This is a genomic window from Amycolatopsis sp. CFH S0740, assembly GCF_004522315.1.
Classification (GTDB): Bacteria; Actinomycetota; Actinomycetes; order Mycobacteriales; family Pseudonocardiaceae; genus Amycolatopsis; species Amycolatopsis nivea.
The window spans coordinates 217012-234623 of the sequence record NZ_SDLS01000003.1 but is presented as its reverse complement, the minus strand read 5'-3'; the positions used below and the strand labels follow the sequence as shown (position 1 = coordinate 234623).

The following is a 17612-nucleotide window of genomic DNA, read 5'->3' as shown; positions in this document are numbered from 1 at the left end:
CACCAGGGCTGCCCACAGGCCGACGCACGCCACGACCAGCGCGAACGAGCGCTGTCCACACAATCCACAGCCCCTATTACTGCTACTGGTTTTTCATCTCTTCTAAGAAAGAACAGAACAAAAACAGGCGGAGGACGAAACTGGGGACAAGCCGAGATTCGTGTCGTCTTGTCGACAAAGTGAAGGGGAGGCCGAGGTGACGGCACCCCTGGCGACGGCCTAACGTGGATGTCTGCAGCTGGTCCGTTCCCGCGCGGGGCGGACCGGACCGGCGGGGACCCGGTCGCGCGCGGTGCTCACGACTGGCGCCCGGCGACCCCTTCACGAGCCGAGGGGCTCGGCTGTCGAAAGGAAGCGCGCATGAAGATCCGCGTCGAGCGCGACGGGCTCGCCGACGCCGTCGCGTGGGTGGCCAGAAGCCTCCCCTCCCGGCCTCCGGTGCCGGTGCTGGGCGGTGTTCTCCTCGACGCGGGCGCGGACGGGGAGTCCGACGCGCTCACGGTCTCCGGCTTCGACTACGAGGTCTCGGCCACGGTCGGCGTTCCCGCGACCATCGCCGACGGCGGACGGCTGCTCGTCTCCGGCCGCCTCCTCGCCGACATCACCAAGGCGCTCCCCGCGCAGCCGGTGGAGATCTCCGTCGACGGCGCCCGCGCCACCATCACGTGCGGCAGCGCCCGGTTCAGCCTCCCGACCATGCCGGTCGAGGACTACCCGCAGCTGCCGTCCCAGCCCGCGCACGCGGGCGAGCTCACCGGCGACGTCTTCGGCCAGGCGGTCACCCAGGTCGCCACCGCGGCGGGCAAGGACGACACGCTCCCCATGCTCACCGGCATGCGGCTGGAGATCTCCGGCGAGACGCTCACGCTCGTCGCCACCGACCGGTTCCGGCTCGCCATGCGCGAGTTCACCTGGAAGCCCGCCGAGGGCCTGTCCGACGCCGCGGTGCTCGTCCCGGCGCGCACGCTCGCCGAGGCGGCCAAGACGCTCGGCGGCGCGGGCACCACCGTGCAGCTCGCGCTCGCTTCCGGCGACGGCCTGCTCGGCCTGTCCGGGGCCGGCCGCTACACGACCACCCGGCTGCTCGACGCCGAGTTCCCGCCGTATCGCCAGCTGCTGCCCGCGAACCACACCTCGCGCGCGGTCATCGAGGTCAGCGCGCTCACCGAGTCGATCAAGCGCGTGTCGCTGGTCGCCGAGCGCGGCACCCAGGTGCGGCTCGAATTCGGCGACGGCTCCCTGCGGCTGTCCGCGGGCGGCGACGACGAGGGCAGCGCCGAGGAAGAACTCCAGGTCGACTACGAGGGCGAGCCGGTCACCATCGCGTTCAACCCCGGCTACCTCGTCGACGGCCTCGGCGCGCTGCACAGCGACCGGGCCGAGCTGACGTTCACCACGCCCAACCGCCCGGCGCTGATCAAGCCAGCCGACGCCGAGGGCAACGTCGTCCCCGGGTATCTCTACCTGCTCATGCCGGTCCGGCTGCCGGGCTGAGCGGCGCGCGTCCAACCGAGGAAAACCGATCCAATCCAAAGGGGATCTCATGGTTCAGCTGGGTCTCGTCGGCCTGGGCAAGATGGGCTTCAACATGCGCGAGCGGCTGCGTGCCGCCGGGCACGAGGTGGTCGGCTACGACCGCAACCAGGACGTCAGCGACTCGACGTCGCTCGAAGACCTGGTGTCCAAGCTGTCCGGTCCCCGGATCGTGTGGATCATGGTCCCGGCGGGCGAGCCGACCCGGCAGACCGTGACCGAACTCGGGCAGCTGCTGTCCGAGGGCGACCTGGTGATCGACGGCGGGAACTCGAAGTTCACCGACGACAAGCTGAACGCTGATCTGCTCGCCGCGCACGGCGTCGGCTACCTCGACTGCGGCGTCTCCGGCGGTGTGTGGGGCAAGGACAACGGCTACGGCCTGATGGTCGGAGGCGCGGCGTCGGACGTCCAGCGCGCGATGCCGATCTTCGACGCGCTCCGTCCGGAGGGCCCGCGCGAGGAAGGCTTCTCGCACGCCGGCTCGGTCGGTGCCGGGCACTACGCGAAGATGATCCACAACGGCATCGAGTACGGCATCATGCAGGCCTACGCCGAGGGCTTCGAGCTGCTCGAAGCCGCGAAGACCGTCGACGACGTGCCCGCCGTGATCAAGGGCTGGCAGCGCGGCACCGTGGTCCGCTCCTGGCTGCTCGACCTGCTGGTGCGCGCGCTGGACGAGGACCCGGAGCTGGACGACCTCGAAGGCTACGTCGAGGACTCCGGCGAAGGCCGCTGGACGCTGGAGGAAGCGGTCAACAACGCGGTGCCCGCCCCGGTGCTGTCGGCCGCGCTGTTCGCCCGGTTCTCCTCCCGGCAGAAGGACTCCGCCGCGATGCGTGCCGTCGCCGCGCTGCGCAACCAGTTCGGCGGCCACGCTGTGAAGAAGGCCGGGAGCTAGCTCCCGCGGTCCCCGCCCGTGTATCTGCGACATCTCCAGGTCACCGACTTCCGGTCCTGGCCGCTGGCCGACCTCGCCCTCGAACCGGGGCCGGTCGTGCTCGTCGGCCAGAACGGCCGGGGGAAGACGAACCTGCTCGAAGCGATCGGCTACGTGGCGACCCTCGGTTCGCACCGGGTCGCCACGGACGCCCCGCTCGTCCGGCACGGCTGTGAGCGCGCGCTCGTCCGGGTCGCGGTCGTCAACGAAGACCGCGAGCTGACGGTCGAACTCGAGATCACGCCCGGCCGCGCCAACCGCGCGCGGGTGAACCGTGGCGCGGTCGGCAAGCCGCGCGACGTGCTCGGCATTCTGCGTACGGTGCTGTTCTCTCCGGAGGACCTCTCGCTGGTGCGCGGCGATCCGAGCGAACGCCGTCGGTTCATGGACGAACTGCTCGTGCTTCGCGCGCCTCGGTACGCAGGCGTGCGCGCGGACTACGAGAAGGTGCTTAAGCAGCGCAACGCGCTTCTCAAGACCGCGGGCAAACGCCGTACTGGTCGCGAAGACCCGTACGCGCTGTCGACGCTCGACGTCTGGGACGACCATCTTTCAGTGGCTGGCGCGCAGCTGCTGGCGGCACGGCTGAACCTCATCGCGGACCTCGCGCCGTACACGGCCGACGCCTATATGGGGGTCGCGCCCGACTCTCGCCCGGCGAAGATCGCGTACAAGTCTTCGCTCGGCGAAGCGCTTCCGCCGTCGTACGGAGTGCCTGGCGGAGAGCGTGCCGAGGCAGAGGTACTGCGCGAGTTGTTGCTGAAGGCGCTGGCGGACACGCGTCGGCAGGAGCTGGAGCGAGGGATCAGCCTGGTCGGCCCGCATCGGGACGAACTGGAGCTGATTCTCGGCGAAGCGCCGGCGAAGGGGTACGCGAGCCACGGCGAGTCGTGGTCGTTCGCGCTCGCGTTGCGGCTCGGAAGTTACGAACTTCTGCGCGCCGAAGCGGGCGAACCGGTCTTGTTGCTGGACGATGTGTTTGCCGAACTCGACCGCAAGCGCCGGGCGCGGCTGGCCGAGGTCTCCGCGAGCGCCGAGCAGGTGCTCATCACCGCGGCGGTGGCCGAGGACGTGCCCGAGGAGCTCGCCGGTGCGAGGTTCACGGTGGCCGACGGGGAGGTGAACCGTGCCTGAACAGCCACGACGACCACGCGGGGTGACCGGGGTCACGCGGGTTGCCCACCGATCTGGGGACAAACCTGTGGACAGTGTGGATAAACCCGGAGCCGCGTTATCGCCGCGAGTGACGAACCGGCCGGATGGCGGTCTTGACACCCCGGCAGCGGGCGACACTTCCGGAAATCCCGCGCGTGGCGCGACTGAGCGTGACAGTTCCACTGGGCCGAACGAGACGGCCGCTGGGGACAAACCGAGCGGCCGCGACCTCGCGCACGCCGCGCTCGAAGCGGCGAAGGCGAAAGCCCGCGAACGCGGAGCCCCGCCGAACCTCCGGCGCGGCCGGATCAACGGGGGCGGCGGGCAGAACCGGGCGCGGCGGCGCTGGTCCGGTCCCGGCGCGGATCCGCGCGACCCGCAGCCGCTCGGCAGGCTCGTCTCGCGGCTGATCTCCGACAGCGGCTGGCAGGACACGATGACGAACGCGCGCGTGTTCGGGCAGTGGGCCCGGCTCGTGGGCGAGGACGTCGCCGAACACGCCCAGCCGGTCGCGCTGAAAGACGGCGAGCTGACCGTTCGCGCGAGTTCCACCGCGTGGGCGACGCAGTTGCGGTTGCTGCAGGGCAAATTGCTGGCGAAGATCGCCGCGGGCGTCGGGAACGGCGTGGTCAAGCGGATGCGGATCCAGGGTCCGACCGCTCCGAGCTGGCGGAAAGGGCCCCGGCACGTGCCTGGTCGCGGGCCGCGTGACACGTACGGCTGACGGGGGTTGCGCTCCGGCGGATGAGTTCCCCGAGGACCGGGCCGCGCAGCTTCGGATACGAGATGACTCAACTGAGGGTGATTTCGTCCCTCTGCGACCGGCTGAGGGGTGTCCTAGCCGCATGTGAGCGCGTGCGGGCAAGTACACTGTTGTAGTAGCGGGCGTCCGCTCGGGCGAGACGAGGAGAAACAACGCCGGTGACCGAGAACAAGAGCGAGTACAACGCGTCGTCCATCACCGTGCTCGAAGGCCTCGAAGCAGTTCGCAAGCGCCCCGGCATGTACATCGGTTCCACCGGTGAGCGCGGCCTCCACCACCTGGTCCAGGAGGTGGTGGACAACTCCGTGGACGAGGCGATGGCGGGGTACGCCACCAAGGTCGAGGTTACCCTGCTCGCGGACGGCGGGGTGCGCGTCGTCGACGACGGCCGCGGCATCCCGGTCGACATGCACCCCAAGGAGAAGAAGCCGACCCTCGAGGTCGTGCTGACCATCCTGCACGCGGGCGGCAAGTTCGACAGCGACTCCTACGCGGTGTCCGGCGGTCTGCACGGCGTCGGCGTCTCCGTGGTGAACGCGCTGTCGACGAAGCTGCTCGCCGAGATCAAGGTGAACGGCCGCAGCTGGCGCCAGGAGTACACCAACCAGGTCCCCGGTCCGCTCGAGGACCTCGGCCCGGCCAGCGACACCGGCACCACCATCACCTTCTGGGCCGACGGCAGCATCTTCGAGACCACCACCTACAACTTCGAGACCATCTCGCGCCGCCTGCAGGAGATGGCGTTCCTCAACAAGGGCCTCACCCTGTCGCTGCGCGACGAGCGCGTCGCTGACGAGGAGACCGAAGAGGACGCCGCGGGCAAGCAGGCCAGGGTCAAGGAAGTCGTCTACTGCTACCCGGGCGGGCTCGAGGACTTCGTCAAGCACATCAACGGCAGCAAGGACCCGATCCACGAGAGCGTCATCTCCTTCGACGCCAAGGGCGCCGGCCTCGAGGTCGAGGTCGCGATGCAGTGGAACACCGGGTTCACGCCGTCGGTGTACACCTTCGCCAACACGATCAACACGCACGAGGGCGGCACGCACGAAGAGGGCTTCCGCGCCGCGCTCACCCGCGTGGTCAACGCGTACGCGCGCGACAAGAAGCTGCTCAAGGAGAAGGACGCGAACCTGACCGGCGACGACGTGCGCGAGGGTCTCGCCGCGATCGTGTCGATCAAGCTGTCCGAACCGCAGTTCGAGGGCCAGACCAAGACCAAGCTGGGCAACAGCGAGGCCAAGACGTTCGTGCAGCAGCAGTCGAACGAATGGCTCGGCGACTGGTTCGAGCGCAACCCGAGCGAAGCCAAGACGATCATCAACAAGTCGATCTCGTCGGCGCAGGCCCGGCTCGCCGCCCGCAAGGCGCGCGACCTGGTGCGGCGCAAGGGCGCGCTGGAGATCGGCGGTCTTCCCGGCAAGCTCAAGGACTGCCGTTCGAACGACCCCGGCGAGTGCGAGCTCTACATCGTGGAGGGCGACTCGGCCGGCGGTTCGGCCAAGGAAGGCCGCGACTCGATGTACCAGGCGATCCTGCCGATCCGGGGCAAGATCATCAACGTCGAGAAGGCCCGCATCGACCGCGTCCTCAAGAACACCGAGGTCCAGTCGCTGATCACCGCGCTCGGCACCGGCATCCACGACGATTTCGACATCTCGAAGCTGCGGTACCACAAGATCGTGCTGATGGCCGACGCCGACGTCGACGGCCAGCACATCACCACGCTGCTGCTCACCCTGCTGTTCCGGTTCATGACGCCGCTGATCGAGCACGGCCACGTGTTCCTGTCGCGGCCGCCGCTGTACAAGATCAAGTGGCCGCGGTCGGAGCCGGAGTACGCGTACTCCGACAAGGAACGCGACGCGGTCATCCAGGCCGGCGTCGAGGCGGGCCGCCGTCTTCCGAAGGACGACGCGATCCAGCGGTACAAGGGTCTCGGCGAGATGAACGCCGAGGAGCTGTGGGAGACCACGATGGACCCGGCGAACCGGCTGCTCGGGCAGGTCACCCTCGACGACGCCGCACAGGCCGACGAACTGTTCTCCGTGCTGATGGGCGAGGACGTGGAAGCCCGCCGTTCGTTCATCACGCGCAACGCCAAGGACGTGCGCTTCCTGGACGTGTAGGCGTCCCCTTCTCACCCGCTTCCCAGGACTGCTCACAAGAAGGACCCCATGACGGAAACCTTGCCGCCGGAACACGACCGGATCGAGCCGGTCGACATCCAGCAGGAGATGCAGCGCTCCTACATCGACTACGCGATGAGCGTCATCGTGTCGCGGGCGCTGCCGGACGTGCGCGACGGCCTCAAGCCGGTGGCGCGCCGGATCCTGTACTCGATGTTCGACTCCGGGTTCCGCCCGGACCGCGGGTACAACAAGTGCTCCCGCGTCGTCGGCGACGTCATGGGCAACTACCACCCGCACGGCGACTCGGCGATCTACGACGCGCTCGTGCGGCTCGCCCAGCCGTGGTCGCTGCGCTACCCCTTGATCGACGGCCAGGGCAACTTCGGCTCGTCGGGCAACGACCCCGCGGCCGCGATGCGGTACACCGAGTCCCGGCTCGCGCCGCTCGCGATGCAGATGCTCGCGGACATCGAAGAGGACACCGTCGATTTCCGCGACAACTACGACGGGCGCACCCAGGAGCCCGACGTTTTGCCGTCGCGGTTCCCGAACCTGCTGGTCAACGGCGGTTCCGGGATCGCGGTCGGGATGGCGACGAACATCCCGCCGCACAATCTGCGCGAGGTGTCCGAAGGCGTCGTGTGGGCGCTGGAGAACCCGGAAGCGACCGACGACGAACTGCTGGCCGCGCTGCTCGTGCGGATCAAGGGCCCGGACTTCCCGACCAAGGCGATGATCCTCGGCACCTCCGGGATCGAGGACGCCTACCGCACCGGTCGCGGTTCGATCCGGATGCGCGCGGTCGTCGAGGTCGAGGAGGACGCGAAGGGCCGCACCATCCTGGTCGTGTCCGAGCTGCCCTACCAGGTGAACCCGGACAACCTGGTGGAGAACATCGCCCACCTGGTGCGCGACGGCAAGATCACCGGCATCGCGGACATCGCGGACGAGTCCAACAGCCGTTCCGGCATGCGGATCGTCATCACGATCAAGCGCGACGCGGTGGCGAAGGTCGTGCTGAACAACCTGTTCAAGCACACCCAGCTGCAGCAGAACTTCGGCGTGAACATGCTGGCGCTGGTCGACGACGTGCCGCGCACGCTGCGGCTCGACCAGATCATCCGGCACTACGTGAAGCACCAGGTCGACGTGATCGTGCGGCGGACCCGGTACCGGCTGCGCAAGGCCGAGGAACGGGCCCACATCCTGCGCGGTCTGGTCAAGGCGCTCGACATGCTGGACGAGGTGATCGCCCTGATCCGGCGGTCGCCCTCGGCCGACGAGGCCCGGCCGGGCCTGATGTCGCTGCTCGAGATCGACGAGATCCAGGCGACCGCGATCCTGGACATGCAGCTGCGCAGGCTGGCCGCGCTGGAGCGGCAGCGGATCATCGACACCCTGGCCGAGATCGAGCTGGAGATCGCCGACCTCAAGGACATCCTGGCGAAGCCGGAGCGGCAGCGGTCGATCATCCGCGACGAGCTGATGGAGATCGTCGACAAGTACGGCGACGACCGGCGTACGCAGATCATCCCGTTCGACGGCGACGTGTCGGTCGAGGACCTGATCGCGCAGGAAGACGTCGTCGTCACCATCACCCGCACGGGCTACGCCAAGCGGACGAAAACCGATCTGTACCGGTCGCAGAAGCGCGGCGGCAAGGGCGTGCAGGGCGCGACGCTGAAGCAGGACGACATCGTCCAGCACTTCTTCGTGTGCTCCACGCACGACTGGATCCTGTTCTTCACGAACAAGGGCCGGGTGTACCGGGCGAAGGCCTACGACCTGCCCGAGGCCAACCGCAACGCGCGCGGCCAGCACGTGGCGAACCTGCTCGCGTTCCAGCCGGACGAGCAGATCGCCCAGGTCATCGAGATCCCGAACTACGAGGTCGCGCCGTACCTGGTGCTCGCCACGCAGCGCGGCCTGGTGAAGAAGACGAAGTTGACCGACTTCGACTCCAACCGCGCGGGCGGGCTCATCGCGATCAACCTGCGCGAGGGCGACGAGCTGATGGGTGCGGTGCTGGCCGCGGCCGAGGACGACCTGCTGCTGGTGTCGGCGGGCGGCCAGTCGATCCGCTTCCACGCCACCGACGAGGCGCTGCGCCCGATGGGACGGCCGACCTCGGGCGTGCTGGGCATGCGGTTCAACGAGGGTGACGAGCTGCTCGGCATCAGCGTGGTCAAACCGGACAAGTTCCTGCTGGTCGCCACGGACGGCGCGTATGCGAAGCGGACGCCGATCGAGGACTATCCGGTACAGGGCCGCGGCGGCAAGGGCGTGCTCACCATTCAGCACGACAGCAAACGTGGCAGGCTGGTGGGGGCACTCATCGTCGACGAGGACGACGAACTGTTCGCCATCACGTCCAGCGGCGGGGTCATCCGCACGCCGGCGCGGGACGTGCGCAAGGCGGGCAGGCAGACCAAGGGCGTTCGGCTGATGAACCTGGGTGACGGAACCACTCTTCTCGCGGTCGCACGCAACGCGGACGAGGGTTCGGACGTCGCCAATGGTGGCGAGGACTCCGCCGAGGAAGCCCCCGAGATTTCGGGGACTCCGGAAGACTCGGCCTCCGAGACGGTTTCGGAGGACGCGGCGGAGGCTACGCCAGAGGAGCCCACAGCAGAAGACGGCACGGCGCCGGAGCAGTGATCGGCGCCCCACGCACGGGTAAGGACTGACTCAACGTGGCACCATCCGACAAGGCCGACGACGCGTCGGCCAACCCGCCCTGGCAGCGCACCGCCAAGGACGGCGGCGGCGACTCCGAGGCCATGGCCACGGCGCGGATCGCGACCGAGGACGTGCCCACCGCGGCTCCCGAACCGGCCGCGCCCGAGAACGACTACCCGGTGACCGGCTCGGCGGCGCCCCGGCTCTTCGGAGGCGAGGCGCCACCGCCGGCGGCGGACGTGCCGGCCGCGGGCCGCACCCGGCCGACGCCGAGCGCGCTGCGCCGCCCCGGCCGGGGCCCGCGGCGGGCGAGCCTGCAGATCAAGCGGTTCGACCCGTGGTCGGTGCTGAAGCTGGCACTGGTGCTCGGCGTCGCGATGTTCTTCGTCTGGCTGGTCGCGGTCGGCGTGCTCTACACGGTGCTCGACGGCATGGGCGTGTGGGACAAGCTGAACGGCACGTACTCGTCCCTGGTCGGCGGCGAGGGCGCGAACGCGTCCGCGGAACCGCTGATCAGCGCCGGTCGCGTGTTCGGCATCGCGGCTATCCTCGGAGCGATCAACATCGTGCTGGTGTCCGCGCTGGCCACGGTGAGCGCCTTCATTTACAACGTGTCGGCGGACCTGGCGGGCGGCCTGGAGGTCACGCTCTCGGAGCGAGAGTAACCCGGTTGCAAGGGCGGATGGGGAGTCCGGTAGAGTTCTCCTCGTTCGACGGGCCCATAGCTCAGGCGGTTAGAGCGCTTCGCTGATAACGAAGAGGTCGGAGGTTCAAGTCCTCCTGGGCCCACATTTCCGGAAGGCCGGTTCGCAGTCGCGGACCGGCCTTTCTGGTATTTCGGATGACTGCGCGGCGGGGTTCTCGCCAGAATCAGCGGCATGCAGACTCCCGCGCAGATCCGTGCGCAGCTGAGCCTCGGCCGTGATCAGTCTGGTCTGGCCGAAACCGAGGCATGGCTCGCGTCGGCGACCGCGCGCGAGCTGCTGCGGATCGACCACTACGCCCGCCAGGCTCGTTATCCGGTGCCTCTGCTGGGACGGGCAAGCAGCTGGAAGCTGAAGAATGCCGCCCCGGTGGTCGCGGCGCTGGCTTCGATGCATCCCGACGGTCGTCTTCGCGAGCAGGCCGTTCGCGTGTTGTGCGAGTTGGCTGGTGCGTTGAGCGATCGGGCGTTGACGATCCGGGTTGCCGATCACGTCGAGGTCGTCCGCTCGGTGGCCGAAGAAGAGGTGTTGCGGCGTACGACGTTGGCGCAAGCGGAGCGGATCGTGCCGGTGGTGCAGCGGATTTCGCAGCGCGGTCGGGGTTCGCAGGTGCAGGCGCGCTATCTGCGGGCGCTGGTCGACGCGCATGGCGAGGCGTCGGTGTGGGCGTGCTTGCGAGGTTCCGGGGACGTCGATGTGCGGCGGAGCGCGTTCCGGCACAGTTTCGAGACTGGGTTGCTCGGCTCGGTGGATGCGGTCCGGTTGCTGCCTCGGGAACGGGACCAGGGCGTTCGTCGGAAGTTGATCCAGGTGATTGCCGAGACGGCGACGCCGGAGGTCATCGCCGAGACGTTGCTTCCTGGCCGGTCCGCGGAAAGCCGGGTGCTGGGGTTGGTGAAGCTGACCGCGGCGCAGCTCGATCCCGTTGCGGTGGAACAACTTCTGCTCGACCGGTCGGTGCTGGTGCGGTTGTGGGCGCGGTTGCGCTGGCAGGAAATGGGCCGGGATGCGGGCGAGGTTTATGCCGCGGTCGCGCGTTCTGCTGCCAAGCCGGTGGTGCGGGCTCGTGCGTACGCCGGGCTCGCGGAAACCGGGGCTGAGTTTGACCGGGCCGAGGTTGTCGAACTCGCGCAGAGCGCGGATTTGGCGTTGAAGAAGACCGGGTTGTCGTTGCTGCGCGGCAAAGTTGTCGCAGCGGACGTGCCTTGGCTGCTGCGGGAGATGACCGGGGAGGACTCCCGGGTGGCCCGGCTGGCGGGAGACGTGCTGAGCGGTAGTCCGCAGTTGTGGTCGTTGGCGGATTTGGGTGTGCTGAAGGATTCCGCGGATGTCGTGATTCAGCGTCGGGGATGGTGGCTGCACCGCAGTCTCGGCGGTTGGGAGGCGGTGATCGCCGACCTGGAGTCCGGAGCGTTCCGGGATCGGCTGGAGCTGCCGATGTATGTTCGGCCGACTGTCGCGCAGCAGCAACGGATCGCGGACCTGCTCGGCACGCTTTCCCTTGGCCTTGATCAGGTTTCGGGGATCGCGTTCGCGGCTGGGCTTCCGCGGTGAGCGGCGAGGAACTGGGCGAGGGCTGGGACAGCGTCGCGACGCTCGTCGACGGGCGGTGGGTCGAGCGACGGCCCAAACGGGACGAGGTGCGCGCGTGGCTGCTGCGCGAGACGCGGGTGCTGCCCTGGCTGGCTCCGCAGTTGCCGTTGACGGTGCCGATTCCGTTGGTGTGGCGGGAAAATCCGTTGGTGATCCGGCATGAACTGGTGCCGGGCGAGCCGGGTGAACTGACCGCTGACGACGGTCGGGTGCTCGGCCGGTTCCTCCGCGCGTTGCACAGTGCGGACGTCGCCAAGGCGCGTGAACTCGGTGCCGCGACGGAAGTACTGGCGCTGGACGCGGTCCCGCCGTTGCTCGGTCCGCTCGCTGATCGCGGGTGGGCGCTGCTGGCGGAAGTCCGGGGTTATCCAGCAAACACGGTCATCCATGCCGACCTGGGACCGGAGCATGTGCTGAAGCAGGACGGCCGGGTGAGCGGGGTGATCGACTGGACCGACGTGTCTGTCGGCGACCCCGCGCGGGACCTGGCGTGGCTGCTGCACGGGACCTCGGCGGAGTGCGTCGCGGGGTTCTCCGCGGAGTACGAGGTCACGCCGGAACTGCGCCGGCGCGCTGGGGCGTGGAACCGGCTGGGACCGTGGTACGAGGTGACGTACGGGCTGGAGAACGACCGGCCTGACCTGGTCGAATCGGGCCTCGCCGGCACCCGCGCGCGGCTCGCGGAGACGAGTCAGCCCTGCCGGGAAGAGAAGGACCGGCAGGGCTGAGTTGTGCGTGGCCGCTGGGACCGCCTGTTTCAACGGACCGCTCACTCCGGATATTCCCCGGTGTTCCACGTGGAACGAGCGAGACGGAACCGCTGGACGGGAAGCGCGGCGGGTCCGGTAGCATCGTGGGGTAGCGCAAGCACTCAGAAGGGGGCTTCAGGTGAAGAAGCTGTTGGCACTCGCGGTCGTCGCGGGCGGCGTCCTGTTCGTCGTCAAGCGCAACAAGGCGGCCAAGGCCGAGGCTGACCTGTGGCGGGAAGCCACCACGCCTGCCGCCCCGTCGGCGAACGGCAGCGCGCCGGCCAAGGCCGCGGACGCGTCGCGCAACTGACGTAGTACTTAGCGGACCTCGGTCCGCGCCGGGCCTGTAGCTCAATTGGTAGAGCACCGCCTTTGCAAGGCGGGGGTCAGGGGTTCGATTCCCCTCAGGTCCACCCGCACTCCCCGTTCGGCCGAAGCTGGACGGGGATTTGTGCGTCAGAGGCTCTGCTTCAGGCGGTCGATGATCTTGAAAATGGCCTCGCCGAACACCTGGTTGAGCGCCGGCTCCTGGTGGTCCTCGCTGCGGAAAGTCGAGTTCGTGACCACGCGGCGGCCCACTTTGAACGACAGATCCTCGTGACCCGGGGGCATCGGAATTCAGCAGATCTCGCCGTCGCCCACCTTCCTGTTCGAGGTGGCTTCCTTGGGCTGACCGCCCGGACCGGCGACGCGGGTGGCAGTTGCCGTGGTTCGTGCGGAAGCAACCGCTCCACTGCCAAGGTCCCTTGCCGTGCTCGCCGGGATCGGCGCTCAACTGGGACGGCTGTACGGAGGATTGTTCCTCGGCCCGGCCGGAAACCGTGTCGTTGGTGAACGAAAGTCCCCAGTCCTCGGCTTTGTAGATCTCGTAGATCTGCAGGTCGCCGCGGGGTTAGCCCGCGACTACGGATGCTGCATCCGGCTGCCAACAGTGCCGACACCGAGACAGCCCATCATCTTGGCGTGCTTGGAAACTATCAAGAGCCCCTGCCCTCGTAGCCGTCAGAGTAACGAGAGTCGTGGTTGATGGCTTGACTTCAACTTCCCTTGAAGTTCGATCCTTCAAGAGTCGTCATCGATCTTGGAAGGACCCTTATGACTGTCAATCGCGTTGCGCGCCCTGACTTTGTGCGCACGGACGTCGACGCTGTGCTGGTTGCCGAAACGACCGTCGAGGCGGCGGAGGTGCTTGCCCGGCTGGAGAAAGAACCATGGCCGGTCGGGCTGATTTCGTTCAATACCTTGGCCAGTACCGAGGGCGAGGGCACGCTGGTCTATACCCAGTGGGCCGAGGGAGCAGCTGATCCCGGTCTGGTGCAACGGGTTTCCGCGAGTGATCCGGTCGAATATCGGTTGTATCGCAGCGGAAATCGGGACAACGTGACCGTTCCGGGGTGCATTGTCGTGGTGAGCGTTGAGTTCGACGGTGCGGACGCGCAGCGCCAGCGGCGTTGGGTGGATACCGTGTTCGGCGCGTTGGCCAGTGAGGAGAAGCCCGCGCCGGGCGGGCTGTCCGGGCACTTCCATGTCAGCACCGACGGGACGCGAGTGCTCAACTACGCGGAGTGGACCGACGAACAGTCGCATCGCGACGCGTTGGCGCGGTCCGGCCGGGGGACGGTCGGGGTGTCCGACGAATGGCAGAAGGTGCAGGAATTCCCGGGCGTGCGCGGCGGCGGGTTCCGCCGGTATCGGATGGTGCGCAGTCTTTCGCTCGGACTGTCCGCGAAAGAGCCAGCCTGATTCAGGCGTCTTGCGGAGCGAAGTCGGGCGCGGGCAGCGTGCCGAGCTGGATGCGGGCGCCGAGTTCGTCCCGGACGCCCCAGTGTTCGGCGAGCAAAGTGCCTTCGGTGCGGTAAATGTGCACCGTGGTCATCTGGTACGGCTTGCCTGCGCTGCCCGCGCCGTGCACCGCGTCTACTCCGGTTCCGGTGGCGGTCGCGCGGACGACGATGCGGTCGTCAGTGTCGAAGATGTCGTCGATCGCGTATCTGATGTTCAGCACGTGGTGCACGAAGGTAAGGATCTGCCGGTAGCCCGCGGGTCCGGGCGGCAGCGGGAACGGGGACCCGTGGTCGACGAAGTCCGGGGTGACCAGGTCGTCGAGGACGGAAAGCTCTCCGGTGTTGATCGCGTCGAACACGGCAAGGGCGGCGGTGCGTGCGGGGTTGGTCACGACTAAGCTCCTCTTCGAACTTGACTGGAACCTAAATCCAGTGGAATCAGAATCTAGCGGATTGGGAGGGCTGTGGCAAGGCAATACAGCGCCCCGCAGCGCGAGGAGAAGGCCCAGGCCACCCGCGCGCACATCGTGCGGACGGCGCGCGGGCTGCTCCTCGGCGGTGGCGGTTACGCGGGCATGACGATCACTGGCCTCGCCGAGGCGGCGGGGGTCAGCCCCCAGACGGTGTACAACTCCGTCGGTGGCAAGGCCGAGGTCATCAAGGCGGTCTATGACGTGATGCTCGCCGGCGACGAGGACCAGACGCCGATGAGCGAACGTCCCGAATTCCGCCGGGTGGCCGACGCGACCGACGTGCCGTCCTACGCGGCCGCGTATGCCGCTTGGGTACGCGCTATCTCCGACCGGGTCGGGCCGCTGCTCGGGGTTCTGGTCGAACACGGTCCCGGCGGCGACAAGGTGCTCGAGGACTTCGTGGCGACCATCGACTCCGAACGCAGAAAGGGCAACACGAACAGCCTGCGCGGCCTCGCGGAACGCGGGCACCTGCCGTCGCAGCGATTCGACGAGGCGGTCGACGCGGTCTGGACGCTCACCGCGCCCGAGGTGTACGACCGGCTCGTCCGGCGCTGCGGATGGACATCGGCCGCCTTCGAACGATGGCTGGCCAACCAGCTGGGCGCGGTGCTGTCCGGTTAACGGTGGTAGTCCGGCGAGGTCATCGGCAACGGGGTGGGGTTGAGCCGGACCCACGCGACGGCGAGTTCGGACAGCCGAGCCAGTTCGTCGTCGGTTCCGTTGCCGGAGCGGATGCGCTTGGCGAGGGTCTGCGCTTCCTGAAGTTCGGGCAGCGGGGTGCCCGACGCGAAGCAGGCGGGGAGCGCGTCGGCCATCGCGCGGAACGAGTGGTCCCAGTTGATGCTGCCGTTGTCGAGGATCTCGTGCGCAACTTTGCCGGAGAGGCGGATTGCTTCTCCCTGCACGGTTTTCGCCGCGCCGGAGGGCGGTACGAGCAGCTCCCACAGGTGGTCATGCTGCTTCTGCCAGGTTCCGTCGGGCACCGCGATCGGGGAGGTTCCGTCGTGGATCAGCCGCGGCGGGACCGGTTCGACGTCGAACAACCGGTACAGCTCGTGCAGTCCGGCGTCGGTCGCGTCGAGGAGATCGTGGCTGAAATTCGGGCGGTGGAACTCGAATTTGGCTCCGATCCGGCGGACCAGCTCTCGCGCCTCGTCCGGTACGGGAGCGCCGGCTTCGAGGAGCAGCGCGGCAGTTTCGGCCATCCCGGCGATCCCGATGTTCTCGGTGAGCCGCAAGCCGTGCAGGAGCGGGGTGCGGCCTGGTTTGCCGTCGATCGTCGCGTGCACATCCGCGCCTTGCTCGATCAGGACTCGCACGGTCTCCGGTCTTTGCCTGCCGGCCGCGCCGTGCAATGGAGTACCGCTGTGCGCGCGTGGCCGTTCGATGTCCGCGCCGAGTGAAAGCAGCAGCGGGATTTGCGCAGCCGCGCCTCTCGCGGCTCGTGTCCACAGTGGAGTCTCGCCGTACTGGTTGGCGGTATCCACGTCGAGGCCTTGCTCGACTAGCCAGACGATGAGTTCGTCGGGACACTCGAGAAAGCCGATCGCCGTTTCCTTGCCGTATCCGCCGCGCGCGGCCAACTCGGTGCGCTGGAACACTGCCTGGAGTTCTGCGAGCGATGCGGAGGACAGCAGTTCGCTAAAATTCTTCGGCAGCGTTTTTCGCTTGCGCATCGAGGGTTTCTCCTTGGCGTGGCATCCGGCGACGCCAGCTTAGGCCAGTTCGGACCGCAGACGATGGCGCAGCTCGATGAGCGTCTGCCGGGCCAGTTCGAGGCGTTCCAGGTCCAAGCCGTCGGTGGTGCGGAGGGCCAGATCTTCGTACGCCGCTTGCATTCGGTGCAAAGCCGTACGTCCGGCTGGGGTCGCTTCGAGCAGTTTGGCGCGTTGGTGCGCGGGGTTCGGGCGATAGCAGGCGAGGTCGTCGTCGACGAGCAGGTCGGCGACTCGTTGGACGCTTTGTCTCGTGTGGCCCAGCTGCGAGGCGATGGTTCCGACCGGGGCGGCTTCCGCTTCGACCGCGGCCAGCACCTGGTACCGCGCGACGCTCAACCCCGTCGGGCGGGCGATGCCGTTGCCGACTGCTTCCAGGACGTCGGAGAGCCGGATGACCTCGTCCATCAGGTCGTTGTAGGAGTCGCAGGCCTTCTTGACAGCATGCTGTCGTATCGCTAACTTATCGGACATGACAGCATGCTGTCATTGAGAGCCGGGTCAGGCAACAGTTCGAGAGGATCATCGAGTGCGAATCGGCATCGGGCTTCCGAATCAAGTGCGCGACGTCGACCCCGCGGTCGTGCCGCGGTGGGCGGCGAGGGCGGAGGAGGCGGGCTTTTCCTCGCTGGCGACGATCGGCAGATACGCGTATCCGGGGGTGAGCGACACGGTTTCGCTGGCCGCCGCGGCCGGGGCGACGACGCGGATCGGTCTGCTGAGCGGTGTGTTGCTCGCGCCGACGTGGCCCGGAGCGTTGCTGGCCAAGGAAATCGCGAGCATCGACGGGGTTTCCGGGCATCGGCTGACATTCGGGGTCGGGGTGGGGCTTCGGGAGGAGGAGTTCACCGTGCCTGGGCTCGGCGCACGGGGCCGGGGCGTTCGGTTTGATGCTGACCTGGAGACTTATCGGGAAGTCTGGGGCGGCAAGAACGCGGCGGTGCCGAGCGGGACCCGGCAGGTGCCGATGTTGTTCGGCGGCTACACCGAGCAGGCGTTGCGGCGGATGGTGCGGTGGGGCACCGGATATATCGCCGGTTCGGGCTCGGTGGCAGCGACCGCTCCTCGGTTCGAAGCGGCGAAACGTGCTTGGCGCGAGGGCGGCCGGGCCGGGGAGCCGCGGCTGGTTTCGTTGGCGTACTTCGTTTTGGGAGACGTCGACGCCGGGTTGGCGAATGTCCGGGACTTCTATCGGTTGGCTCCTAAGGAAGTCGCGGACAGTGTCGTGCCCTGTGTGTCTCCGGAGATGGTTCGGAAATGCATCGCGGAGTTTGCCGAGTTGGGCGCGGACGAGCTGGTCTTCGTGCCGACGACTGACGACGTCGACGAAATCGCCCGGCTGGCGGACGTCGTCAGCTGAGCATCGTCCTGGAAGATGACTTCGCTATCGGG

The 17612-nt window shown here is 68.0% G+C and carries 17 protein-coding genes and 2 tRNA genes; 15 read left to right on the top strand and 4 right to left on the bottom strand.

The window, feature by feature from the left end:
- The first annotated feature begins 360 nt into the window (after positions 1 to 360).
- From dnaN to EIZ45_RS07300, 12 genes are all read left to right on the top strand, one after another.
- Positions 361 to 1494 carry a DNA polymerase III subunit beta gene (dnaN, locus tag EIZ45_RS07355; RefSeq protein WP_037809143.1) on the top strand — a complete coding sequence of 378 codons (1134 nt, stop codon included), beginning with the start codon at positions 361 to 363 and terminating at the stop codon, positions 1492 to 1494.
- Positions 1495 to 1543: 49 nt separating this feature from the next.
- A complete protein-coding gene (gnd, locus tag EIZ45_RS07350) occupies positions 1544 to 2434 on the top strand; it encodes a phosphogluconate dehydrogenase (NAD(+)-dependent, decarboxylating) (RefSeq protein WP_134664677.1) in 891 nt (296 codons plus the stop codon).
- Positions 2435 to 2452: 18 nt separating this feature from the next.
- The gene (gene recF / locus EIZ45_RS07345) at positions 2453 to 3607 is read left to right on the top strand and encodes a DNA replication/repair protein RecF (RefSeq protein ID WP_037809147.1); all 1155 of its coding nucleotides are present in this window, start codon (positions 2453 to 2455) and stop codon (positions 3605 to 3607) included.
- Positions 3608 to 3716: 109 nt separating this feature from the next.
- Complete coding sequence (locus EIZ45_RS07340; protein ID WP_037809148.1) at positions 3717 to 4352, top strand: DciA family protein; 636 nt, start codon at positions 3717 to 3719, stop codon at positions 4350 to 4352.
- 197 nt (positions 4353 to 4549) lie between these two features.
- On the top strand, positions 4550 to 6517 hold the full coding sequence (gene gyrB / locus EIZ45_RS07335; RefSeq protein WP_037809150.1) for a DNA topoisomerase (ATP-hydrolyzing) subunit B: 1968 nt from the start codon (positions 4550 to 4552) through the stop codon (positions 6515 to 6517).
- A gap of 48 nt (positions 6518 to 6565) precedes the next feature.
- Positions 6566 to 9178, top strand: a complete 2613-nt coding sequence (gene gyrA, locus EIZ45_RS07330; protein WP_037809152.1) for a DNA gyrase subunit A — start codon at positions 6566 to 6568, stop codon at positions 9176 to 9178.
- Positions 9179 to 9213: 35 nt separating this feature from the next.
- The gene (locus EIZ45_RS07325; protein WP_037809154.1) at positions 9214 to 9864 is read left to right on the top strand and encodes a DUF3566 domain-containing protein; all 651 of its coding nucleotides are present in this window, start codon (positions 9214 to 9216) and stop codon (positions 9862 to 9864) included.
- 50 nt (positions 9865 to 9914) lie between these two features.
- Positions 9915 to 9988: transfer RNA gene (locus EIZ45_RS07320), tRNA-Ile, on the top strand.
- An 89-nt stretch (positions 9989 to 10077) separates the two neighbouring features.
- On the top strand, positions 10078 to 11457 hold the full coding sequence (locus EIZ45_RS07315; RefSeq protein WP_134664675.1) for a hypothetical protein: 1380 nt from the start codon (positions 10078 to 10080) through the stop codon (positions 11455 to 11457).
- Complete coding sequence (locus EIZ45_RS07310; protein ID WP_134664673.1) at positions 11454 to 12224, top strand: phosphotransferase; 771 nt, start codon at positions 11454 to 11456, stop codon at positions 12222 to 12224. Before EIZ45_RS07315 ends, EIZ45_RS07310 begins: the two co-directional genes overlap by 4 nt.
- Before the next feature lie 160 nt (positions 12225 to 12384).
- Positions 12385 to 12555 carry a DLW-39 family protein gene (locus tag EIZ45_RS07305; RefSeq protein ID WP_020663676.1) on the top strand — a complete coding sequence of 57 codons (171 nt, stop codon included), beginning with the start codon at positions 12385 to 12387 and terminating at the stop codon, positions 12553 to 12555.
- Positions 12556 to 12585: 30 nt separating this feature from the next.
- Positions 12586 to 12658: transfer RNA gene (locus EIZ45_RS07300), tRNA-Ala, on the top strand.
- Between the two features lie 43 nt (positions 12659 to 12701).
- On the opposite strand, the gene EIZ45_RS45995 is transcribed toward EIZ45_RS07300, so the two are convergent.
- Positions 12702 to 12857 carry a hypothetical protein gene (locus tag EIZ45_RS45995; RefSeq protein WP_167756367.1) on the bottom strand — a complete coding sequence of 52 codons (156 nt, stop codon included), beginning with the start codon at positions 12855 to 12857 and terminating at the stop codon, positions 12702 to 12704.
- A 435-nt stretch (positions 12858 to 13292) separates the two neighbouring features.
- Here EIZ45_RS45995 and EIZ45_RS07295 point away from each other — a divergent pair, with 435 nt between their 5' ends.
- The gene (locus EIZ45_RS07295; RefSeq protein ID WP_205670023.1) at positions 13293 to 13988 is read left to right on the top strand and encodes an antibiotic biosynthesis monooxygenase; all 696 of its coding nucleotides are present in this window, start codon (positions 13293 to 13295) and stop codon (positions 13986 to 13988) included.
- Between the two features lies 1 nt (position 13989).
- Here the strand turns inward: EIZ45_RS07295 and EIZ45_RS07290 are convergent, their stop codons facing one another.
- Complete coding sequence (locus tag EIZ45_RS07290) at positions 13990 to 14421, bottom strand: ester cyclase (RefSeq protein ID WP_134664671.1); 432 nt, start codon at positions 14419 to 14421, stop codon at positions 13990 to 13992.
- Between the two features lie 72 nt (positions 14422 to 14493).
- Here EIZ45_RS07290 and EIZ45_RS07285 point away from each other — a divergent pair, with 72 nt between their 5' ends.
- Positions 14494 to 15126, top strand: coding sequence for a TetR/AcrR family transcriptional regulator (locus EIZ45_RS07285; RefSeq protein WP_134664669.1), 633 nt, complete (start codon positions 14494 to 14496; stop codon positions 15124 to 15126).
- Here EIZ45_RS07285 and EIZ45_RS07280 read toward each other — a convergent pair.
- Together EIZ45_RS07280 and EIZ45_RS07275 are read right to left on the bottom strand one after the other, a co-directional pair.
- Positions 15123 to 16181, bottom strand: a complete 1059-nt coding sequence (locus EIZ45_RS07280; protein WP_134664667.1) for an ankyrin repeat domain-containing protein — start codon at positions 16179 to 16181, stop codon at positions 15123 to 15125. The genes EIZ45_RS07285 and EIZ45_RS07280 overlap by 4 nt on opposite strands.
- Before the next feature lie 39 nt (positions 16182 to 16220).
- On the bottom strand, positions 16221 to 16694 hold the full coding sequence (locus tag EIZ45_RS07275) for a MarR family winged helix-turn-helix transcriptional regulator (RefSeq protein ID WP_134664665.1): 474 nt from the start codon (positions 16692 to 16694) through the stop codon (positions 16221 to 16223).
- 55 nt (positions 16695 to 16749) lie between these two features.
- On the opposite strand from EIZ45_RS07275, the gene EIZ45_RS07270 reads away from it, so the two are divergent.
- Complete coding sequence (locus EIZ45_RS07270) at positions 16750 to 17580, top strand: LLM class flavin-dependent oxidoreductase (RefSeq protein WP_134664663.1); 831 nt, start codon at positions 16750 to 16752, stop codon at positions 17578 to 17580.
- Positions 17581 to 17612: the final 32 nt, after the last annotated feature.